Annotated in this window: 16 protein-coding genes and 1 pseudogene; 13 read left to right on the top strand and 4 right to left on the bottom strand. The window is 65.7% G+C overall.

Annotation, left to right across the window (positions count from 1 at the left end):
• From F6S12_RS22675 to F6S12_RS22660, 4 genes and pseudogenes are all read left to right on the top strand, one after another.
• Positions 1-315: pseudogene (locus F6S12_RS22675) on the top strand (acetyl-CoA C-acyltransferase); the annotation flags it as partial.
• Between the two features lie 59 nt (positions 316-374).
• Entirely contained in the window at positions 375-2129 is a 1755-nt protein-coding gene (locus tag F6S12_RS22670) for an acyl-CoA dehydrogenase (RefSeq protein WP_053159120.1), read from the top strand.
• Positions 2130-2288: 159 nt separating this feature from the next.
• Complete coding sequence (locus tag F6S12_RS22665; protein ID WP_134532605.1) at positions 2289-2567, top strand: hypothetical protein; 279 nt, start codon at positions 2289-2291, stop codon at positions 2565-2567.
• Positions 2564-3889: an MFS transporter gene (locus F6S12_RS22660; protein WP_053159118.1), complete on the top strand. Its 1326-nt coding sequence runs from the start codon at positions 2564-2566 to the stop codon at positions 3887-3889. The genes F6S12_RS22665 and F6S12_RS22660 overlap by 4 nt, the downstream gene beginning before the upstream one ends.
• 33 nt (positions 3890-3922) lie before the next feature.
• Here the strand turns inward: F6S12_RS22660 and F6S12_RS22655 are convergent, their stop codons facing one another.
• A complete protein-coding gene (locus F6S12_RS22655) occupies positions 3923-4819 on the bottom strand; it encodes a LysR family transcriptional regulator (RefSeq protein ID WP_011061759.1) in 897 nt (298 codons plus the stop codon).
• A gap of 115 nt (positions 4820-4934) precedes the next feature.
• Here F6S12_RS22655 and mdlC point away from each other — a divergent pair, with 115 nt between their 5' ends.
• The 6 genes from mdlC to F6S12_RS22625 all read left to right on the top strand — a co-directional run bounded on the left by mdlC (position 4935) and on the right by F6S12_RS22625 (position 12934).
• Positions 4935-6521: a benzoylformate decarboxylase gene (gene mdlC / locus F6S12_RS22650; RefSeq protein ID WP_015635942.1), complete on the top strand. Its 1587-nt coding sequence runs from the start codon at positions 4935-4937 to the stop codon at positions 6519-6521.
• An 81-nt stretch (positions 6522-6602) separates the two neighbouring features.
• Positions 6603-7994, top strand: a complete 1392-nt coding sequence (locus tag F6S12_RS22645) for an MFS transporter (RefSeq protein WP_315869345.1) — start codon at positions 6603-6605, stop codon at positions 7992-7994.
• A 43-nt stretch (positions 7995-8037) separates the two neighbouring features.
• The gene (locus tag F6S12_RS22640; RefSeq protein WP_207239304.1) at positions 8038-8961 is read left to right on the top strand and encodes a ketopantoate reductase family protein; all 924 of its coding nucleotides are present in this window, start codon (positions 8038-8040) and stop codon (positions 8959-8961) included.
• Between the two features lie 138 nt (positions 8962-9099).
• The gene (locus tag F6S12_RS22635; protein WP_011061755.1) at positions 9100-10575 is read left to right on the top strand and encodes an aldehyde dehydrogenase family protein; all 1476 of its coding nucleotides are present in this window, start codon (positions 9100-9102) and stop codon (positions 10573-10575) included.
• 138 nt (positions 10576-10713) lie between these two features.
• The gene (locus tag F6S12_RS22630; RefSeq protein ID WP_370059509.1) at positions 10714-11952 is read left to right on the top strand and encodes an OprD family porin; all 1239 of its coding nucleotides are present in this window, start codon (positions 10714-10716) and stop codon (positions 11950-11952) included.
• A 268-nt stretch (positions 11953-12220) separates the two neighbouring features.
• Positions 12221-12934, top strand: coding sequence for a GntR family transcriptional regulator (locus tag F6S12_RS22625; RefSeq protein WP_011061753.1), 714 nt, complete (start codon positions 12221-12223; stop codon positions 12932-12934).
• Positions 12935-12938: 4 nt separating this feature from the next.
• Here the strand turns inward: F6S12_RS22625 and F6S12_RS22620 are convergent, their stop codons facing one another.
• The 3 genes from F6S12_RS22620 to F6S12_RS22610 all read right to left on the bottom strand — a co-directional run bounded on the left by F6S12_RS22620 (position 12939) and on the right by F6S12_RS22610 (position 16427).
• Positions 12939-13889: a PDR/VanB family oxidoreductase gene (locus F6S12_RS22620; RefSeq protein WP_065364243.1), complete on the bottom strand. Its 951-nt coding sequence runs from the start codon at positions 13887-13889 to the stop codon at positions 12939-12941.
• A 55-nt stretch (positions 13890-13944) separates the two neighbouring features.
• Entirely contained in the window at positions 13945-15003 is a 1059-nt protein-coding gene (locus F6S12_RS22615) for an aromatic ring-hydroxylating oxygenase subunit alpha (protein WP_053159114.1), read from the bottom strand.
• A gap of 275 nt (positions 15004-15278) precedes the next feature.
• Positions 15279-16427, bottom strand: a complete 1149-nt coding sequence (locus tag F6S12_RS22610) for a MalY/PatB family protein (protein ID WP_053159112.1) — start codon at positions 16425-16427, stop codon at positions 15279-15281.
• Between the two features lie 384 nt (positions 16428-16811).
• Here F6S12_RS22610 and F6S12_RS22605 point away from each other — a divergent pair, with 384 nt between their 5' ends.
• The 3 genes from F6S12_RS22605 (at position 16812) to F6S12_RS22595 (ending at position 20554) form a co-directional block, all read left to right on the top strand.
• On the top strand, positions 16812-18059 hold the full coding sequence (locus F6S12_RS22605) for a pyruvate carboxyltransferase (protein WP_053152260.1): 1248 nt from the start codon (positions 16812-16814) through the stop codon (positions 18057-18059).
• Positions 18052-18999 carry an AEC family transporter gene (locus F6S12_RS22600; protein ID WP_081002116.1) on the top strand — a complete coding sequence of 316 codons (948 nt, stop codon included), beginning with the start codon at positions 18052-18054 and terminating at the stop codon, positions 18997-18999. The genes F6S12_RS22605 and F6S12_RS22600 overlap by 8 nt, the downstream gene beginning before the upstream one ends.
• Before the next feature lie 514 nt (positions 19000-19513).
• A complete protein-coding gene (locus F6S12_RS22595; protein WP_011061749.1) occupies positions 19514-20554 on the top strand; it encodes an ABC transporter substrate-binding protein in 1041 nt (346 codons plus the stop codon).
• Positions 20555-20585 lie beyond the last annotated feature (31 nt).

The following is a 20585-nucleotide window of genomic DNA, read 5'->3' as shown; positions in this document are numbered from 1 at the left end:
GCCCCGGCGATCCGCCTGCTCCTGCAGCGCAGCGGCTTGAGTCTGACGCAGATTGGCCGCCTTGAAGTCAACGAGGCCCAGGCGGCCCAGGTGCTGGCCGTAGCCCGGGAGTTGGAACTGGACAGTGATCGCCTGAATGTCCAGGGCGGCTCCCTGGCCCTGGGTCATCCCCTGGCCGCCAGCGGCCTGCGCCTGGTGCTGACCCTGGCCCGGCAACTGCGCGAGCACAACCTGCGCTACGGGATCGCCGCCGCCTGCGTGGGAGGTGGCCAGGGCATGGCGCTGTTGATCGAAAACCCGGCCTGGCGCGGCTGAGTCCGACCGGCCCGCCGCCCCTGGCGGGCCACTCTATTTCTACTCGATGAGGTGTCCCCATGTGGAGCTACCAGGCGCCGCTGCGCGATATGCAATTTGTCCTTGAGCACTGGCTGGAGGCCCCCGAAGCGTGGCGTCGCAGCCCGGCGTTCGAGGCGCTGGACCTGCCCCTGGCGCTGCAGGTGCTGGAGCAGGCCGCGCGTTTCAGCCAGGACGTACTGGCGCCGCTGAATGCCAGCGGCGATCGCCAGGGTTGCCAGTGGGCAGACGGGCAGGTCAGCACCCCACAGGGTTTTGCCGAGGCCTATCGGGCCTATGTCGAGGGCGGCTGGCCGGCCCTGGCCTGCGCCGAAGCTTTGGGTGGCCAGGGCCTGCCGCAGCTGCTGGACGCGGCGCTGCAAGAGATGCTCTATGCCAGCAACCACGCCTGGGCCATGTACACCGGCATCGCCCACGGCGCCTACTTGTGCCTCAAGACCCACGGCGCGCCCTGGCTCCAGGAGCGCTACCTGCCCGAGATCATCAGCGGCGCGAGCCTGCCCACCATGTGCCTGACCGAGCCCCAGGCCGGCAGTGATGTCGGCCTGTTGCGCTGTCGTGCCGAGCCCCAGGCCGATGGCAGCTATCGCCTCAGCGGCAGCAAGCTGTTCATTTCCGGCGGCGAGCATGACCTCACCGACAACATCCTGCATCTGGTGCTGGCCCGGCTGCCGGGCGCGCCGGAGGGCAGCCGGGGAATCTCGCTGTTCCTGGTGCCCAAGCGCTTGCAGCAGGGCCAGGGCAACGGCGTGCGCTGCGACGGCATCGAACACAAGATGGGGATCAAGGGCAGCGCCACCTGTTCCCTGGTGTTCGAGGCGGCCCAGGGCTGGCTAGTGGGCGAGGCCCATCGCGGCCTGGCAGCGATGTTCGTGATGATGAATTCGGCGCGCCTGCACGTGGGCCTGCAAGGCCTGGGGCATGTCGAAGCGGCGTGGCAGAACGCCCGTGACTACGCTGGCGAACGCCAACAGATGCGTGCGCCATTGCGCCCCGCCGGTGTCGCCGCCCAGGCCGCCGACCCGATTCGCTACCACCCGGCCATGCGCCGCGTGCTGCTGGAATTGCGCGCCACCAGCGAAGGCCTGCGGGCCATCGGCTACTGGGCCGCGCACCTGCTGGACCAGGCCGAGCATCACCCTGAACCCCAGGTCCGGCGCCAGGCCGATCAGCTGGCGCAACTGCTGACGCCGATCATCAAGGCGTTCTTTACCGAGCAGGGCTTTCGTCAGGCCAGCAACGCCTTGCAGGTCTTCGGCGGCTACGGCTACGTCGCCGAGTTCGCCATCGAGCAGACCCTGCGCGATAGCCGCATCGCCATGATCTACGAAGGCAGCAACGAGATTCAGGCCAACGATCTGCTGTTGCGCAAGGTGCTGGGGGATGGCGGGCAGGGCTTCGCGCTGTTGCTTGAGCAATTGCGCGATGAGGCCGGGCACGGCGCCCAGGTGCCCGAGTGCGTGGGGTTCGCCCGGTCGTTGGCGGATCTGGCCGAGGCGTTGCAGGCACTGGTTGCCCAGGTGCAGCAGTGGGCGCTGGAGGATGCCGAGTACCCGTATCGCGCGGCCGGGGATTTTCTGGCGTTGTGTGGCCTGAGCCTGCTGGCGCTGGCCTGGGCTCGGGCGGCGCGGGTCTCGCACAGTTTGCCCGAGGGCGATCCGCTGCGTGGGGCGAAGCTTGAGACGGCGGGGTTCTTTTTCAGCTACCTGTTGCCCCAGGTCGAACAGCGGATGACGGCGGTGCGCGGCGCCCGGGCGGCGCTGGCCTTTATCTGAGGCGATGCAGGCTATTGGATCCAATATCGAAGCGAACCACGCCACAGGCTTGCTTAGCAGTGAGCCTCGTAGTGGGGCTCGTCGCCTGCCTGAACGGTGATGGTCGATAATCGCCCGCTAATCCCGGTGCCTTGTCGGGCACCTAAGCATTTGATCCCTATGGAAATTAACCCCGACCCTGGTTGGTCTGGGATCTTTTGCTCAGCCGTTTCAGCCCGTTCGTCTCTTGTTATTGGATCCATTAAGCGCTTTATTGGCGACCTGGCGATGGCAGGAGCCCTCCTGACCGTCGGCAATAAAAACAACAATAAGGGTTTCGTCATGAATGTCTTATCGACGGTGTGCAGCCGCCTGGCTGGCGCGCGCTGGCTGTCTGTGTGCACAGGTTCTTTGGGTGTTGCGCTTCGGGTCCTGGCCGAATGGCAGGTGCGCCCATGAACCTCGATCTCAAGCAACGGGTCGACCAAGGCCCGATGGGCTCCTTCCAGTGCCTGGCGATCGGTATCTGCATTGTCCTCAACATGATCGACGGCTTCGATGTACTGGTGATGGCCTTCACCGCCGCTTCGGTGTCCGCCGAGTGGCAACTCAACGGGGCGCAGATCGGTCTGCTGCTCAGTGCCGGTCTGTTCGGCATGGCCGCCGGTTCGCTGTTTATCGCGCCCTGGGCCGACCGCTTCGGGCGCCGGCCGCTGATCCTGTTCTGCCTGCTGCTGTCGGGTGTCGGCATGCTGCTTTCGGCCGGCAGCCAGAGCCCTTTGCAACTGGCGCTGTTGCGCGGCCTGACCGGCCTGGGCATCGGCGGCATCCTGGCCAGCAGCAACGTGATCGCCGCCGAGTATTCCAGCCGCCGCTGGCGCGGCCTGGCGGTCAGCCTGCAATCCACCGGCTATGCCCTGGGCGCGACCCTGGGCGGGCTGCTGGCGGTGTGGCTGTTGACTCATTGGGGCTGGCGCTCGGTGTTCCTGTTCGGCGGCATCGTCACCTTGCTGGTGATCCCCCTGGTGCTGCTCTGGCTCCCCGAATCCCTGGACTTTCTCCTGGCCCGGCGGCCGGCCGATGCCCTGGCGCGAATCAATCGCCTGGCCGGGCGCCTGGGCCATCCGCAACTGCTGCAAATGCCCGCGGCAGCGGTACGCGAGCAGGGCGCCGGCAGCGGTTTTGACCAACTGTTCGCCGGGCCGATGCGGCGCACCACGCTGCTGATCTGGCTGCTGTTTTTCCTGGTGATGTTCGGTTTCTACTTCGTCATGAGCTGGACCCCGAAACTGCTGGTGGCCGCCGGGCTCTCGGCGCAGCAGGGGATCACCGGCGGGGTGCTGCTGAGTGTCGGCGGGATCTTCGGCGCGGCGCTGGTTGGCGGCTTGTCCTCGCGCTGGCCGCTGACCCGGGTGCTGTCGCTGTTCATGCTGGTGACCGCCGGGCTGCTGGTGCTGTTCGTCGGCTCGGCCTCCTCGATTGCCGCGGCCCTGGGCCTGGGGCTGCTGATCGGGCTGTTCGCCAACGGCTGCGTGGCCGGGCTCTACGCCCTGTCACCGGTGGTCTACGACGCTTCGGTACGGGCCACCGGGGTCGGCTGGGGGATCGGCATCGGGCGCATTGGCGCGATTGTCTCGCCCACGGTGGCCGGGGTGTTGCTGGATGCCGGCTGGCAGCCGCTGCACCTGTACGCAGTGTTTGCCGTGGTCTTCGTGCTGGCGGCGGGTTGCCTGTTGTTGCTACGCCCGGCGCCGTCGCAGGCGCAAGCGGCCCTGGCTTAGCCCGCGGAACCGGATAAGGCGGCGGGCGCTGTTTCAAGACTGGCCGTCGATGATCGCCGCGGCCACGGCCTGGCGGAACCAGCTCAGGGCGGCGGAGCTGTCGCTGTTGGGGTGCCAGTGCAGCGAGACTTCGAACTCCCCCACGGAAAACGGCAGTTCCAGTTGCCGCAGGCCGCCTTCGAGGGTGAACAGGCGGGCGATCTGCGCTGGCAGCACGGTCAGCAGGTCGGTGCCGGGCAGCACTTTGGGCAGCACCGAGAAGTGCGGCACGTGCAGGCTGATGCGGCGCCGGGCGCCCATCTGCTTGAGCACGTCCTCGACGCTGCCGTGGCCGGTGGTGCGGGTCACGGCGATGTGCCGCTCGGCGAGGAACTGCTCCAGGCTCAGCTGGGTGCCGATGCGCGGATGACGGTCGCTGAGCAGGCACACGTAGCGCTCGCGGATCAGCACCTGGCTGCGGGTGCCGGTCAAGGGTTTGCGGCAGATCAGCGCGTCGACCTTGGCGCTGCTGAGCCACTCGCCGGCCTGGTCCACCTGCAGCGGCAGGACTTCGACTTCAGCCTCGGGGGCCTGCTGGTTCAGGCGCGCCAGGATCAGCGGCAGGAAGCCCATTTCGCCAAGGTCGGAGAGGGCGATGCGAAAGCGCCGTTCGGTGGTCGCCGGGTCGAAGCGCCGGGTGCTGTGCACGGTGTTCTCGATCCGCGTCAGGGATTCGCGAAAGGCCGGGTACAGCTCATCGGCCAGTTGGCTGGGCTGGATGCCGTCCCGGGTGCGGCTGAACAGGCCGTCGTCGAACAGCTCGCGCAGCCGCGCCAGGCCGTAGCTGACCGAGGGCTGGGTGACGAACAGGCGCTCGGCGGCCAGGGTCACGCTGCGGGCTTCGTAGAGGGTGACGAAGGTGCGGATCAGGTTCAGATCGATGTGGCTCATGCTGCCTCATGGATATAGACGGGTCTTATTTTTAATAGAGATAGTATCGATTTGATCAATTTCGTGGCGGCTGCAAGAGTAACTCAAATTCTAAAAAACAGCGGCAAAGGTCCATATGAAAACCGTCCATAGCGCCTCCTACGACATCCTGCGGCAACAAGGCCTGACCACCGTGTTCGGCAACCCGGGTTCCAACGAGCTGCCCTTTCTCAAGGGCTTCCCCGAAGACTTCCGCTACATCCTCGGCCTGCATGAAGGCGCGGTGGTGGGCATGGCCGACGGCTTCGCCCTGGCCAGCGGCCAGCCGGCCTTCGTCAACCTGCACGCCGCGGCCGGCACCGGCAATGGCATGGGCGCCCTGACCAATGCCTGGTACTCCCACAGCCCGCTGGTGATCACCGCCGGCCAGCAGGTGCGCTCGATGATCGGCGTCGAGGCGATGCTGGCCAACGTCGATGCACCGCAGCTGCCCAAGCCCCTGGTCAAGTGGAGCGCCGAGCCGGCCTGCGCCGAGGACGTGCCGCGGGCCCTGAGCCAGGCGATCCACATGGCCAACCAGGCGCCCAAGGGCCCGGTGTACCTGTCCATTCCCTACGACGACTGGGCCCGCCCGGCGCCGGCCGGGGTCGAGCATCTGGCCCGGCGCCAGGTGGCCACTGCCGGGCTGCCCTCGGCGGCGCAATTGCGTTCGCTGGTGCAGCGCCTGGCGGCAGCGCGCAACCCGGTGCTGGTGCTGGGGCCGGATGTGGATGGCAGCCAGAGCAACCACCTGGCCGTGCAACTGGCGGAGAAACTGCGCATGCCGGCCTGGGTCGCGCCGTCCGCTTCGCGCTGCCCGTTTCCCACCCGTCACCCGAGCTTTCGCGGGGTGCTGCCGGCAGCCATTGCCGGCATCAGCCGCTGCCTGGCGGACCATGACCTGATCCTGGTGGTGGGGGCCCCGGTATTCCGCTACCACCAGTTCGCCCCGGGGGACTACCTGCCCGCGGGCACCGAGCTGCTGCACATCACCTGCGACCCCGGCGAAGCGGCGCGTGCGCCCATGGGCGATGCGCTGGTGGGGGACATCGCCGAGACCCTGCAGGCCCTGGTCTGGGCGCTGCCGGATTGCGACCGGCCGCAGCCCCAGGCCTTGCCGCCGGCTGCTCCGGTCGAGGAGCTGGGCGGCCTGCTGCGCCCGGAAACCGTGTTCGACGTGATCGATGAGCTGGCGCCCAAGGATGCGATCTACGTCAAGGAGTCCACCTCCACCGTAGGCGCCTTCTGGCAGCGGGTGGAAATGCGCGAACCCGGCAGCTACTACTTCCCGGCCGCCGGTGGCCTGGGCTTCGGCCTGCCAGCGGCGGTGGGGGTGCAACTGGCCCGGCCGGAGCGGCGGGTGATCGGGGTCATTGGCGACGGCTCGGCCAACTACGGTATCACCGCGCTGTGGACGGCCGCCCAGTACCAGATCCCGGTGGTGTTCATCATCCTCAAGAACGGCACCTATGGCGCCCTGCGCTGGTTCGCCGGTGTGCTGCAGGTCAGCGACGCCCCGGGCCTGGACGTGCCCGGCCTGGACTTCTGCGCCATCGGCCGCGGCTATGGCGTGCACTCGGTGCAGGCCAACACCCGCGAGGCGTTCGCCCAGGCCCTGAGTGAAGCCCTGGCGGGCGACCGCCCGGTACTGATCGAGGTGCCGACCCTGACCATCGAACCCTGAGGGCTGCCTTGTCGCCGGGCGCGAGCCCGGCCTTGCCAACCGCAACCTGCGGACTCACCAGAAGAATAAAAAGAGGTGGTTATGAACACGACTTCGGTCACTGCTGTGATAGATGACGCGCTCCAGCCGGCGCGTTCCGGTTCCACCCACGCCGACATCGGCACCTTGCTCGACCATGGCCCCTTCACCGGCATGCAGAAGCTGGTGGTGTTGCTGGCGGCGCTGTCCATCGTCATGGACGGCTTCGACGGCCAACTGATCGGCTTTGCCATTCCGCTGATGATCAAGGAGTGGGGCATCACCCGCGAGGCGTTCGCTCCGGCGGTGGCGGCCGGGCTGATCGGCATGGGCATCGGCAGTGCCTGTGCCGGTCTGTTTGCCGACCGGTTCGGCCGGCGCATGGCGATCATTGCCAGTGTCTTCGTGTTCGGTGCGGCCACTTGCGCCATTGGCCTGGCGCCCAATGCGCTGGCGGTGGCGGCCCTGCGTTTTATCGCCGGGCTGGGCATCGGTGGCGCGCTGCCCAGCGCCACCACGGTGACGGCCGAGTTCACCCCGGCGCGGCGGCGTACCCTGGCGGTGACGGCCACCATTGTCTGCGTGCCCCTGGGCGGGATGCTGGCGGGGTTGTTCGCCTCCCATGTGTTGCCGCTGTACGGCTGGCGCACCCTGTTTTTCATCGGCGGCAGCCTGCCCATCGTCCTGGGCTTTGCCTTGCTGGCGACGCTGCCGGAGTCGCCGCGCTTTCTGGCGCGCCGGCCCCAGCGCTGGAACGAGCTGGGTACCTTGCTCGGGCGCATGGGCCGGCCGATGGCGGCGGGGGTGGTCTACACCGATGCCCTGGAACAGAAGAGCGAGAAGCAGGGTGGTTTCCGCGCCTTGTTCGCCCTGGGCTACGGGCGTGACACCCTGGCCCTCTGGGTGGCGTTCTTCATGTGCCTGACCGCGGTCTACAGCGCCTTCAGCTGGCTGCCCACCATGCTGCTGTCCGAAGGCCTGGAGCTGTCGGTGGCCGGTTCCGGGCTGACCGCCTACAACCTGGGCGGGGTGATCGGGGCACTGGTGTGCGCGGTGGCCATCACTCGCTGGGGTTCGTTCTGGCCGCTGCTGATCTGCTGCGCCGGCGGCGCGGCCAGCGCCTTCCTGTTGCAGGTGGTGGACATCCACCAGGACACCGGGCTGCTGATCTTCGGCTTCGGCGTGCACGGCCTGTTCGTCAACGCCGTGCAATCCACCATGTTTGCCCTGTGCGCCTTTATCTACCCCACCAGTGTGCGCGCCACCGGCACCGCATCGGCCCTGGCCTTCGGGCGCCTGGGGGCGATTCTCAGTGCCTTCGCCGGAGCCCTGGTGATTACCCAGGGCGGCGCCAACGGCTACCTCACGCTGCTGGGTTCGGTGATGGTCATGGCGCTGCTGGCGCTGCTGATCGTGGGCCGGCACATTCCCCGGCGCCTGCCGGGCCAGTCATGAACGCGGCCCGGTGCGTGAACCGGCCACTCAAACAGGAGGTTCGATGAACATCACCATTCTTGGCGCGGGCGCCATGGGTTCGCTGTTTGGCGGCCTGCTGGCGCAAAGCGGCCAGCGGGTAACCCTGCTGGACATCAACGACGAGCACCTTGCGGCGATCCGCAGCGACGGCCTGCTGCTGGCCACCGACAGCGGCGAGCGGCGCATTACCGGCCTGCACGCCTGCCGTCCGGAGCAGGCCACGGGCCACCCCGACCTGTTGCTGGTCTTCACCAAGACCCTGCACACCGACAGTGCCTTGCGCAGTGTGGCCGGGCACATCGCCGGCCACACCCTCGTACTGACCCTGCAGAACGGCCTGGGCAATGCCGAGGCGCTGTCCCGGCATGTGGCCCCGCAGCAGGTGCTGATCGGCATGACCAACTGGCCCGCCGACATGGTCGGGCCGGGGCAGGTGCATTCCCACGGCCAGGGCATGGTGCGGGTGCTGGCCCCAGGCAGCCGCGAGCGCAACGCCAGCCAGGAGGTGGCGGCGGTGCTGGACGCTGCCGGGTTGAACTGTGCGGTGGACCCGCAGGTCTGGACCTCTATCTGGGAGAAGGTGGCCTTCAACGCCGCCTTGAACAGCCTGTGCGCCGCCACCGGCTGCACCGTGGGCCAGCTGGACGCAGCGCCGGAAGGCGTGGCCCTGGCCCGGTCCATTGTGCTGGAGGTGGTGGCGGTGGCCAGGTCCCAGGGAATAGAGCTGGATGCCCAGGGCTGCCTGGACAGTGTGGCGTTCGCCATTGCCCATCACCGCACCCACAAGCCTTCGATGTTGCAGGACGTGCTGGCAGGGCGGCCCACGGAGATCGGCTCCATCAATGGCCAGGTGCTGGAACGGGCGCGGCAGGCGGGGGTGCCTGTGCCCCACACCGAAACCCTGCTGGGCCTGCTGCGCCTGATCGAAAAACGCGCCGCCTCGTAGGAGCCGGCTTGCCGGCGAAGAGGGCCTTGGGGCTTGTGTGGCGCTGGCGGGCGCCTTCGCTGGCAAGCCAGCTCCTGCATACGCCGGCTTTTGTGTGACACATCGGTTTATGAATGCTGTTCCATGAGGAGATTTTCCATGAGTGATTCCAACGCGGTCTATCGCGATCTGCACCTGCAACCCATCGCCGGACAGTGGCGCGCCGGCGCCTCCGGCAAGACCCTGGTGGTGAGCAATCCATTCGACGGTGCACAGCTGCTGGAACTGGCCCAGGCCAACCGCAGCGACCTGGACGCGGCCTACGCCAAGGCCGCCCAGGTGCAGCCGCAATGGGCGGCCCTGGGCCCGTCCCAGCGCGCGGCGGTGCTGCACCAGGCGGTGGCGATCTTTGACCGGCGCCAGGAGGAAATTGTCGACTGGATCATTCGCGAATCCGGCAGCACGCGGATCAAGGCCCTGGCCGAGTGGGGCGCGGCGCGGGCCATCACCCTGGAGGCGGCGTCCTTCCCGGCGCGGGTCCACGGGCGGATTGTCGAATCCGATGTGCCGGGCAAGGAAAGCCGGGTGTACCGCAGCGCCCTGGGGGTGGTCGGAGTGATCAGCCCGTGGAACTTCCCGCTGCACCTGACCCAGCGCTCCATCGCCCCGGCCCTGGCCCTGGGCAACGCGGTGGTGGTCAAGCCGGCCAGCGATACGCCGGTGTGCGGCGGCCTGCTGCTGGCCAGGATCTTCGAGGAAGCGGGCCTGCCCGCCGGGGTGTTCAGCGTGGTGGTGGGGGCCGGTAGCGAGATCGGCGATGCCTTTGTCGAGCACCCGGTGCCGGCGCTGATCACCTTCACCGGCTCGACCCCGGTGGGGCGCGGCATCGGCCGCATCGCCAGTGGCGGCGAGCACCTCAAGCACGTGGCGCTTGAATTGGGGGGCAACAGCCCGTTCGTGGTACTGGACGATGCCGACCTGGAACAGGCGGTGAACGCCGCGGTGTTCGGCAAGTTCCTGCACCAGGGGCAGATCTGCATGGCGATCAACCGCATCATCGTCGACGAGCGCCTCTATGACGCCTTCGCCCAGCGCTTCGTGGCCCGGGTCAAGCAGCTCAAGGTGGGTGATCCGCAATCGCTGGACACAGTGATCGGCCCGGTGATCAACGCCCGCCAGTTGCAGGGCCTGCAGGACAAGATCGCCCTGGCCCGCGAGCAGGGCGCCGAGCCACTGTACGAGGGCGGGCAGAACGGCAACCTGCTGGCGCCCCATGTGTACGGTGAAGTGCGTGCCGACATGGACCTGGCGCGCAATGAAATCTTCGGCCCGCTGGTGGGGCTGCTGCGCGCCCGGGACGAAGCCCATGCCCTGGAGCTGGCCAACGACAGCGAATTCGGCCTGGCCAGCGCGGTGTTCACCGGCAACCTGGAGCGCGGGGTGAACTTCGCCCGGCAGGTGCGCGCCGGCATGACCCACATCAACGATGTGCCGGTGAACGACGAGGCCAACGCGCCCTTCGGTGGCGAGAAGAACTCCGGCCTTGGGCGCTTCAACGGCGACTGGGCGATCGATGAATTCACCCGGGACCACTGGATCAGCCTGCAGCACCGGCCGCGTCAGTATCCCTTCTGACCCGGCACCTTTGAATAACGCCCGGCCGCCCTGGCCGGGCTTTTGAGCATCCGTGAGCGCGCGGGCCCTTGTCGGCCTGTCGGGCACGGCTGCGCCTATGAAAAGCGGAGAACAATAATAATGAACACCCGTCATCCGATGCAGTGCCGTTCCCTGGTGGGGGCTTGCTTGTCCGTGGGCCTGTGCGTGCCCGCCTGGGCCGCCGACGACAGCGGTTTTTTCGAGGGGAGCAAGACCGACCTGCTGCTGCGCAACTACTACTTCAACCGGGATTTTCGTGACCATGACGCGCCCAAGGGCCAGGTCGAGGAGTGGGCCCAGGGCTTTATCCTCAAGTTCAGCTCCGGCTACACCCCGGGCACCGTGGGCTTTGGCCTGGACGCCATCGGCCTGTTCGGCCTCAAGCTCGACAGCAGTCGCGAGACTAGCGGTTCGGAGTTGCTGCCGGTGCACGACGACGGGCGCGCCGCGGACAATTTCGGTCGCGCCGGAGCGGCCCTCAAGGCGCGGATTTCCGCCACCGAGTTCAAGGTCGGCGAGCTACTGCCGGACATTCCACTGCTGCGTTATGACGACGGCCGCTTGCTGCCGCAAACCTTCCGCGGGGCCATGCTGGTCTCCCGAGAGATCAGCGGCCTGGGGCTGCAGGCCGGGCAGTACCGTGCCGTCAGCCTGCGCAACTCCTCGGACATGCAGGACCTTTCGGCCTGGGCCGCGCCCGGGGTCAAGTCCGACGGCTTCAACTACGCCGGTGCCGAATACCGCTTCAACCAGCAGCGCACCTTGCTCGGGGTCTGGCATTCGCAGCTGGAGGACATCTACCGCCAGAGCTACTTCAACCTGCTGCACAAGCAACCGCTAGGGGACTGGACCCTGGGGGCGAACCTGGGCTACTTCATCGACCGCGACGATGGCAGCGCGCGTATCGGCCGGGTCGACAGCCACACCGCCTATGGCCTGTTCTCCGCCTCCCGGGCCGGGCACACGCTGTACCTGGGGTTGCAGAAAGTCAGCGGCGACAGCCCCTGGATGTCGGTCTACGGCAGCAGCGGCCGGACCCTGGGCAACGACATGTTCAACGGCAACTTCAGCAACGCCGGCGAGCGTTCGTGGCAGGTGCGTTATGACTATGACTTCGCCGCCTCGGGGATTCCCGGGCTGCTGGCCATGGTGCGCTACGGTCGTGGCGACAGCGCCACCACCAAGGTTGGCAATGACGGCCATGAGTGGGAGCGCGATACCGAGATCGGCTACACCCTGCAGAGCGGCACCTTGAAGAACCTCAGCCTGCGGCTGAACAACGCCACCAACCGACGCAGCTTCAACAGCGACTTCGACCAGACCCGGCTGATTGTCAGCTACCCGCTGTCGCTCTGAAAACCCTGTAGCCGCTGCCGAAGGCTGCGAACGGCTTGGGCGGCATTCCGACGCAGCAGACGCAGCGATTCCACGAGCGCTGGAGGTTTGGCGGGAGATCGCCAGGCAAGGTCCTGCGGACCTTTGCCCAGCCTCGCCGAGGCTCGGCAGCGGCTACAGAGGTAGCCGCTGTTTCGTGCTGCTTCTTATGGCTACGGCAATCTCGGGGTGCGTGTTGCGGGGGGGCTTGCGTTACTATGGCCGCCCACGTTTTCAGGAAGCTGCCCGGATGAGCAAACCCGGTCAAACGGTGCTGGTCGCGCTGCGCAAGATGATCGCCTCGGGCGAGTTGGCGGCAGGCGAGCGCTTGATGGAAGTGCCCACCGCCGAGCTGTTCGGGGTGTCACGCATGCCGGTGCGCATGGCCTTTCGCACCCTGGAGCAGGAAGGCCTGCTGGTGCGGTTCGGCGGTCGCGGGTTTCAGGTGCGTTCGGTGAGCGCCGAAGACATCGCCGGGGCGGTGGAGGTGCGCGGGGTGCTGGAAGGCCTGGCGGCGCGCCAGACCGCCGAGCGCGGGCTGTCGGCCGAGGGCCGGGCGATTCTCGAACGCTGCCTGGTCGAGGGCGATGCGCTGTTCGACAAGGGCTATGTCAACGAAGAGGACCTGGAGCTCTATCACGACCTCAACATGCGTTTTCACCAGGTGATCGTGGCGGGCAGCGGCAACCCGGCGATCGCCGATGCCCTGGCGCGCAACGACCACCTGCCGTTCGCCTCGGTCACCGCCCTGGCAGTAGACCGCCAGGACATGGCCCGGGAATACCGGCGCTTCAACTATGCCCACATGCAGCATCACTCGATATTCGATGCCCTGGTCAATGGCCAGGGCGCGCGGGCCGAGGCCCTGATGCGCGAGCATGCCAACGCCACCTTGCGCTATGCCGAGATCTTCGGCTCGGCCGTGGCCGACGAGCGCATGAGGCTGATCCTGCGCCCGCAGTGAGGCTCTACAGATCCAGCACCAGCAGCGGGCTCCTGGCCCGGGAACAGCAGGGCGTGAACTGATCGTTGCGCGCCTGCTCGTCCTCGGTGAGGAACAGGTCGCGGTGCTCCGGTACCCCTTCCAGCACCCGGGTCAGGCAGGTGCCGCAGATCCCTTGCTCGCAGGAAATCGGCACTTCGATGCCCTGGTCCTGCAGCACCTGGACCACGCTGCGATCGGCCGGTACCTGGAACACCTGGCCGCTGCTGGCCAGCTTCACCGCGAAGCTGGCGTCGGCGCTGTGGTCGATGGGCGCAGCGCTGAAATATTCGCGGTGCAGGCATTGCTCCTTCCAGCCCTGGGCCCGGGCGTTGTCCAGCACGTGTTGCATGAAGCCACCGGGGCCGCAGACATACAGGTGCACGTCGTCCCGGGGCCCGGCCAGGGCCTGGGCGATATCCAGGGCGGTGTCCGGTTGTTCGTCGAAATGCAGGCTCACCCGCTCGGCAAAGGGCGAGGCCTGCAAGCGCTGGACGAAGGCCGCGCGCTGGGCCGAACGAGCGCAGTAGTGCAGCTGGAAATCCGCGCCGCTGTGGGCCAGCTGTTCGGCCATGCTGAGGAGCGGGGTAATGCCGATGCCGCCGGCGAACAGCAGGCTGCGCCGTGCTGCGTGCTCCAGGGCAAAGAGATTGCGTGGCTCGCTGATGCGCAGGCGCGTGCCCACCTCCAGTTGTTGGTGCAGGCTGCTGGAGCCGCCGCGGGAGGCAGGGTCCTTGAGCACGCCGATCAGGTAGCGGTGGCGCTCTGCGGGGTGGTTGCACAGGGAGTATTGGCGCACCAGGCCGTTGGCCAGATGCACATCGATATGGGCGCCGGCGCTGAAGGCGGGCAGGGGGCTTGCGTCGGCCGCGGCCAGTTCGAAGCTGCAGATGTCCAGGGCTTCGTCGTGGCGCGCGGCCACCAGTACGTCGATCATCATCGGTCCTCGCCGGTGGCCGCATCCGGGCCGCCAGCCTGTCGGGTTCGGGGGGTTAACGGCTTGTGGCGATCAAAGGGGCTCGGGGCTCGCGCTCCTGGGCGATCAGCCGCTCCAGGACCCGGCGCGACTGCACGCCGCCGGCGTCGATATTGAGCTTGAGCAGGTTGCGCTGGGGCTGGGCGAGAAGGTTCTGCTGCTGGCGCTCAAGCATCTCCAGGTCCTCGCTGAAGATCTTGCCCTGGCCTTCGCGGATGCTCTCGGTGAGCGCCTGGTCCTGGGGGTTGAAGTTGCGCGCCATGCCCCAGAAGTACCAGATCGAGGTGTCGCTTTCGGGGGTGATGAAATCCACCACGATGCTCGACGCCTTGTACTGCGCAGGGGCGTCGTAGCCACCGTGGCCGGCATGGGCCACGCCGACTTCGATCAGCACATGGCTGGGCGGGCTGAAGCGGCAGATCTGCCAGCGGTCCACCGGCACGTCGTCGGCCAGCTGGTTGCCGCGCAGGGCCATGCGCCAGAACGGCGGCGGCATGACGTTGTGCATGTGCCGGGCGGTGACCACCTGATCGCCGTCTACCGTGGTCTGCGGTGGCGCCTCGTCGATTTCCTTCTGGCCGATGCTGGAGGCATGCACGTAGGTTTCGTGGGTCAGGTCCATCAGGTTGTCGATCATCAGCCGGTAGTCGCACTGGATGTGGAACAACCCGCCGCCATAGGCCCATTGATCGTTGTCGGCCCATTCCAGGTGATGGATCAGCGCCGGGTCGGCCAGGGCCTGGTCGCCGGGCCAGACCCAGATGAAACCGTAGCGCTCCACCGCGGCGAAGGTCTTGTTGCAGGGGAAGCCGCGCACCCGCTGGCCGGGCATTTCCACGGTCTTGCCGTCGCAGCCCATCACCAGGCCGTGATAACCGCATACCAGGTTGCCGTTCTCGACATAGCCCAGGGACAGCGGCGCGCCGCGATGGGGGCAGAAATCCTCGACGGCGGCTACCCGACCTTCATGGGCGCGGTAGAACACCATGTGTTCGCCGCAGATCTGCCGGCCCAGGGGCTTGCCCTGCAATTCATCGGGGGTGCAGGCAACGTACCAGGCATTCTTGGGGTACATGACGTCTCTCCAGGCGTTTGTTGTTTTTATTTAATGGATCCATTAAATGGTTGGCGCTCTGGGGGTGTCAAACAAATATGCTGATTTAGTGTTCGATAATCGGCTGCTATAGGGGGTTTGGATCCAGTGAAGGGGTTTATGGATCCATTGTTCGCGCGTCAAGGCGCAGCGCGCCGAAGGGCCGGTGGGCAGTTGCGGGACGAGGCTGGTGGGCAGGCCGCAGCGCCAGGGGGGATCTGGCGGCTGCGGTGTCTGGGACGAAGTGGGGGGGAGAATCAGCGCCGTTGCAGGCTGTCCTGCAGGCGCTGGATGCCGTCTTCCAGCAAGGCCCGCGGGCAGCCGAAATTCAGGCGCACGAACTGCCCGCAGTCGTCTCCGAATTCCAGGCCGGCGCTGAGGCCGACCTTGGCTTGCTCGAGGAAGAAGGCGTGGGGGGCGTCGAGGCCCAGGGCGCTGCAGTCGAGCCAGGCCAGGTAGGTGCCCTGGGGCGCGTGCATGCGGATGCCGGGCAAGCGGGTCTGCACGGCGTGCAGCAGATAGTCGCGGTTGGCCTGCAGGTAGCCCAGCAGGGCCTGGAGCCAGGGGCCGCCGTGGGTCAGGGCGGCCAGGGTGGCTTCCAGGCCCAGGGGGCTGACGCTGTCCACCATGCCGGCGCGGGCATTGTTGAAGGCCAGGCGGGTGGCAGGGTCCTGGATGATGGCGAAGCAGGTCTTCATCCCGGCGATGTTGTAGGCCTTGCTGGCCGACATCAGGGTGATGGTACGCCGGGCGATTTCCGGGCTCAGGGAGGCGGTGGGGATGTGCCGGCGGCCGTCGAAGCACAACTCGGCATGGATCTCGTCGGAAATGATCAACGCGCCCTGGTCCAGGCAGGCAGTGGCCACCGCCAGCAGTTCGTCCCGGGGGAAGACCTTGCCCAGGGGGTTGTGCGGGTTGCTCAGGAGCATCGCGCCGGCGCCTTGCAAGGCCTGGCGCAGGGCGTCCATGGGGGTGTCGTAGGTGCCGTCGACGGTGAGCTGGAACGGCACTTCGACCTTGTCCAGGCCCCAGTTGCCCGGGGCCAGGCGCAGGGGGCGATAGTTGGGGGTTTGCAGCACCACCTTCTGCTGCGGCTGGACGAAGGCGTGCAGGGCCATGTTGAACCCGGGCTCGACCCCGGGGAGGAAAATCAGCTCGTCGGGCCTGACGCGCCAGGCGTATTTGTCCCACAGGTCGGCGACCACCGCCTCGCGCAATTCGTCCCGGGCCACGCTATAGCCCAGCAGCGGGTGCTCCAGACGCTGGCGCAGGGCCTGGAGGATGCCATCGGCCACGGCGAAATCCATGTCCGCCACCCACATCGGCAGGACATCCTCGGGGTAGCGGCTCCATTTGGTGCTGCCGGTGCCATGACGGGGGTGCAGGGTATCGAAATCGAAGCTCATGAACGGATCTCGTCGGGTCGCGGGGGAGAAAGGAACTGATTCTAGCCTCACCTGGCGCTGACCGGCAGGCGCTCTTGGGCGGGCTCGCAGGCCAGTGGCCGGATGTTGACGGGCAGCGAGTGGAATACTGAAGTTTTCCAATGTGTTGCCTGCCATTGAGTTAGTTGCTTGTTTAATTTGTGAAGTTATTTTTTCGTTAATATCCAGTCAATGATCTTTATTGTTTTTTGTAGTTTGTTTGTGATTATTTTTTGTTTTGTCTTTTAAGAACTGTCTTAGGTCGAGTTTTTGTTTGTTGCTATATCGTGTGTTGGTTGTTGGGTTTTAATTTGATGTCTCAACTCAATGAGCAGGCAAGTAAAACAATCAGCAAGGAGCATGAAAATGATGGTTGAGAATGGAATTCGCTATTGTGATTACTCGGTCCCGCATCTGGTGGATGAAACGCTTAGAGAAGGCATTGAACGTACTGCCTTTCCGATCACGGTAGAGGCCAAGGTCGCAATCCTCAAATCCATGGTGGCGGCAGGCTTGAGGGATTTCGTGGTGGGTTGCGGCCCTGAGGAACCCCTGGTCTGGGACCGTCTGCATTTGGCTCGGGACGCCGGTGAACTGCCGGCCGACACCCGGGCCACCTTCATTATTCTGCTCAACTGCTGGGAAACCGCTTTCGACTATTTCAAGGCTCGGGAAGCCCATCGCCAGTGGATCGCCGATACCGTGTTCAGCTTCGGCATGATCACCTATCGGCAGAGCACCGGGGAGTTCGAACGGGCCATCGAGGCCTTTCGCAGTATCGGCGCGGTCAGGTTCAAGGCCAGTGTGCTCAACAACTTCCGTGATGGGGTGTCGAACCGCAGTTATCAGGAAATCTGCCGGCAGATTGACTGGGCTGCCGGCCTGGGAGTGGAGATCATCAGGATTAACGATTCCGTGGGCTCATTGCAGCCTCACGTGACCCAATGGCTGTGTTCCAGGCTGGTGAAGGATTTCCCTCAACTGGTGTTCTGCCTGCATGCTCACAATGACAACGGGCTGGCGCTGGCCAATACCATGCAGGCCATTCATTCGGGCTTTCAGATGGTTGAAGGGTCATTGGCCGGCTTTGGCAATCGCTCCGGTATTGCCCCACTGGAACAAGTTGTGAAGTTGTGCCAGGCCAACAATATAAAACTGGGCTCCCTGGAACTTGATCTGCCGGGCCTGATCAGCGCCGCTCATCAGTGTGAAGAGGCGTTTTTGCAATTACCCAGTGTCTATCGTGCGGTGAGTGGCAAATTTGAAACGCTTTCCAACTACGGCGTCCTGAATATTCCGGACTTTCTCGAAACCAATGATGAGAAGGGCTATTTCGTCAACTATGTCGGCCTGCATCCGCAGACTATACGGCAGGCTCTGGAGAACTATTCTTCGGCCGGGCTGGATGTAGGGGCTATTGCCGACCAGGAGCTGTGGGCCATAGTGGACAGCCTGAAAAACCAGATGCAGGCGTCGATACCCCATATCGAGTCCCAGTACCGGCAGGTGATGGGCGGGGTAATGGACTTCTATCGCGCGTCCACCTACACCCCTCGCCAGCTGGCGGTGTATGCCGAGCAGCGCATTTTCCGCAGGCGTGCGGCCCATGGATAAGGTCTTTACGGTGGTGATACCGCTGTTTGCCATGATCTTCGCCGGCTACTGGATAGTGCGGATCGGGGTGATCGCCAAGGACACGGTGAACGGCCTGGTGGGGGTGGTGTTCTGGCTGTTCCTGCCGTGCTTCATCTTCATCAAGACCCTGGGCACCCGAGACCACGGCGAGCTGGACTGGAGCCTGCTGAGCGCCTACTACTTGGCCTGCCTGGTGACCTTCATCATCGCCGTCGTCGGTGGCCGGCTGATCTGGGGCGGCAACGCCAGGGTGGCGGGCCTGCGGGGGCTGTCCTCGATCTCGGGGGTGGTGGGGTACATGGGCCTGCCGCTGATGGTCATGGCCTTTGGTGACGCAGCGGCGCTGCCGACCCTGATGATTACCATGGCCGACAACCTGGTGATCCTGGCAGGCGGGGCGTTGCTCATGGAACTCACTGCCCAGCAGGAGGTTCAGGCCCGGCCGGATCTGGCCCGTGTATTGCTCACCACCCTGCGCTCGATCGTCAGTAACCCGCTGATCCTGGCGGTGGCGCTTGCGGGTTTGTTCATCCTGCTGGAGTGGCAGTTGCCCGGCCCGTTGCAGATCTTTGCCACGCAGATGACCAACGCCACCGGGCCGCTGGCCCTGGTAGCCCTGGGTGCGGCCTTCGCGGTGCACCGCAACCACAACCTGATCCAGGGGGATTCCCTGGCCCTGGCGCTGTTGAAGGTGGTGCTGCTGCCGGTGCTGGTGTTCGTTTCGGCCCGTTATGTGTTCGACCTCAGCGACTTCCTGATCAAAATCGCAGTGATCATGGGGGCGCTGCCGGTGGCGGTGAACGTCTTCATCCTGGCCTCGCGCTACAAGACCTACGAAATCGAGGTGTCCAGCAGCATGCTGCTCTCGGCGGTGCTGGGCATCGGGGTAATCTCGGGATTGCTGGTGCTGCTGGACTGAAGCCCTGATCGACCAAGGTACCCCCGCAGGCGTGATATGCCTGCGGGGTGTTTTGCGTTATGCCGGCCGGCCCGGTTGCGGCTTTTTTACCCCGGCTGTCCTCTAGGCAGCTTTTCCCTTGCCTGTGCCTCACAAAAACCTCGTTTCGCAACGCCCCGGGTTATGGAAACAATGAACCCCTGCATCCGCCTGCCCGACTGCCACGGGCGCTCCTGCGGTGCACTGCCGATCGATTTGTTCTTCCTACAAAAACAACAGGGAGCAAGCGATGAACTGCCATTCGCGCATGACCACGGCCGGTTGCTCCGGACGGGTCGCCACTACACCAAACGATCAGGGCCGCAGAGCCCGCAACGGTGATGATCCGGCTACGCGGCCTGCGCCGCGCGAGCCCTTGCGCCGCTGACCAAGACTCGTAGTGCCTGGTGCTGTACCGCCCGTTGCATACGGTCGCTTCCAGGCTCTTGTTGTGCGGGTTCGTGCGGGCGAGCCGGCTTTCTTGAGGATGGGTTTCATGTCCAACACCTTGCGTTGCGGCGTTGCGTTGTCGTGGGTCTTGCTGTGCACCGGGGCTTACGCCCAGCCGCAGAACCTCACGGTCATTTCCTTTGGCGGAGCCACCAAACAGGCTCAGGAGCAGGCCTACTTCCAGCCATTCAACCAGAGCGGGGCGGCCCGGGTAGTGGCCGGCGAATACAATGGCGAGCTGTCGAAGATCAAGGCCATGGTCGATGTCGGCAAGACCAGCTGGGATGTGGTCGAAGTGGAGAGCCCGGAGCTGCTGCGTGGCTGTGACGAGGGCCTGTTCGAACCCCTGGACCTGGCCCGTTTCGGGGACCCGGCGCAGTACGTGCCCGGCACGTTGACCGAATGCGGGGTCGCCACTTATGTGTGGTCGATGGTCATGGCCTTTGCCCCGCAGAAGCTGGCGAAGGCGCCGCAGTCCTGGGCGGATTTCTGGAACCTCAAGGACTTCCCCGGCAAGCGCGGCTTGCGCAAGAGCGCCAAGTACACCCTGGAAATTGCCTTGCTGGCCGACGGTGTGGCGCCTGCCCAGTTGTATCAGGTGCTCAACACCCCTGAGGGCGTGACCCGGGCCTTTGCCAAGCTCGACCAGATCAAGCCCTACATCCAGTGGTGGGAAGCCGGGGCTCAGCCGCCGCAGTGGCTGGTGGCCGGTGACGTGGTGATGAGCGCAGCCTACAACGGGCGCATTGCCATGGCCCAGAAGGAGGGCATGCAGCTGAGTATCCTCTGGCCCCAGAGCCTGTACGACCCGGAGTACTGGGCGGTGGTCAAGGGCTCGCCGAACAAGGCCCTGGCCGAAGCCTTCATTCTGTTCGCCAGCCAGCCCCAGGCGCAGAAAGTGTTCTCTGAAAACATCCCCTACGGGCCGGTGCATCGTCAGGCGCTGCCGTTGCTGCCTGAGGCGGTGCAGCGGCAACTGCCGACCTTCGAGGCCAATTTGAAGGGCGCCAGGGCGGTGGATGCGGGGTTCTGGGTCGATCATGGCGAGGAGTTGGAGCAGCGTTTCAACGCCTGGGCCGCCCGCTGATGGAAAGGCCGTAGGAGCGAGCTTGCTCGCG

The organism is Pseudomonas sp. JV245A (genome assembly GCF_032424515.1).
Classification (GTDB): Bacteria; Pseudomonadota; Gammaproteobacteria; order Pseudomonadales; family Pseudomonadaceae; genus Aquipseudomonas; species Aquipseudomonas protegens.
Note: the sequence above shows the minus strand (reverse complement) of the source record. Positions and strands in the feature narration are given on the sequence as shown.

Excerpts from the sequence above, each read along its gene's own strand:
- F6S12_RS22670 (WP_053159120.1), top strand. The coding sequence starts at position 375 with ATGTGGAGCTACCAGGCGCCGCTGCGCGATATGCAATTTGTCCTTGAG.
- F6S12_RS22665 (WP_134532605.1), top strand. The coding sequence starts at position 2,289 with ATGGAAATTAACCCCGACCCTGGTTGGTCTGGGATCTTTTGCTCAGCC.
- F6S12_RS22660 (WP_053159118.1), top strand. The coding sequence starts at position 2,564 with ATGAACCTCGATCTCAAGCAACGGGTCGACCAAGGCCCGATGGGCTCC.
- F6S12_RS22655 (WP_011061759.1), bottom strand. The coding sequence starts at position 4,819 with ATGAGCCACATCGATCTGAACCTGATCCGCACCTTCGTCACCCTCTAC.
- mdlC (WP_015635942.1), top strand. The coding sequence starts at position 4,935 with ATGAAAACCGTCCATAGCGCCTCCTACGACATCCTGCGGCAACAAGGC.
- F6S12_RS22645 (WP_315869345.1), top strand. The coding sequence starts at position 6,603 with ATGAACACGACTTCGGTCACTGCTGTGATAGATGACGCGCTCCAGCCG.
- F6S12_RS22640 (WP_207239304.1), top strand. The coding sequence starts at position 8,038 with ATGAACATCACCATTCTTGGCGCGGGCGCCATGGGTTCGCTGTTTGGC.
- F6S12_RS22635 (WP_011061755.1), top strand. The coding sequence starts at position 9,100 with ATGAGTGATTCCAACGCGGTCTATCGCGATCTGCACCTGCAACCCATC.
- F6S12_RS22630 (WP_370059509.1), top strand. The coding sequence starts at position 10,714 with ATGCAGTGCCGTTCCCTGGTGGGGGCTTGCTTGTCCGTGGGCCTGTGC.
- F6S12_RS22625 (WP_011061753.1), top strand. The coding sequence starts at position 12,221 with ATGAGCAAACCCGGTCAAACGGTGCTGGTCGCGCTGCGCAAGATGATC.
- F6S12_RS22620 (WP_065364243.1), bottom strand. The coding sequence starts at position 13,889 with ATGATCGACGTACTGGTGGCCGCGCGCCACGACGAAGCCCTGGACATC.
- F6S12_RS22615 (WP_053159114.1), bottom strand. The coding sequence starts at position 15,003 with ATGTACCCCAAGAATGCCTGGTACGTTGCCTGCACCCCCGATGAATTG.
- F6S12_RS22610 (WP_053159112.1), bottom strand. The coding sequence starts at position 16,427 with ATGAGCTTCGATTTCGATACCCTGCACCCCCGTCATGGCACCGGCAGC.
- F6S12_RS22605 (WP_053152260.1), top strand. The coding sequence starts at position 16,812 with ATGATGGTTGAGAATGGAATTCGCTATTGTGATTACTCGGTCCCGCAT.
- F6S12_RS22600 (WP_081002116.1), top strand. The coding sequence starts at position 18,052 with ATGGATAAGGTCTTTACGGTGGTGATACCGCTGTTTGCCATGATCTTC.
- F6S12_RS22595 (WP_011061749.1), top strand. The coding sequence starts at position 19,514 with ATGTCCAACACCTTGCGTTGCGGCGTTGCGTTGTCGTGGGTCTTGCTG.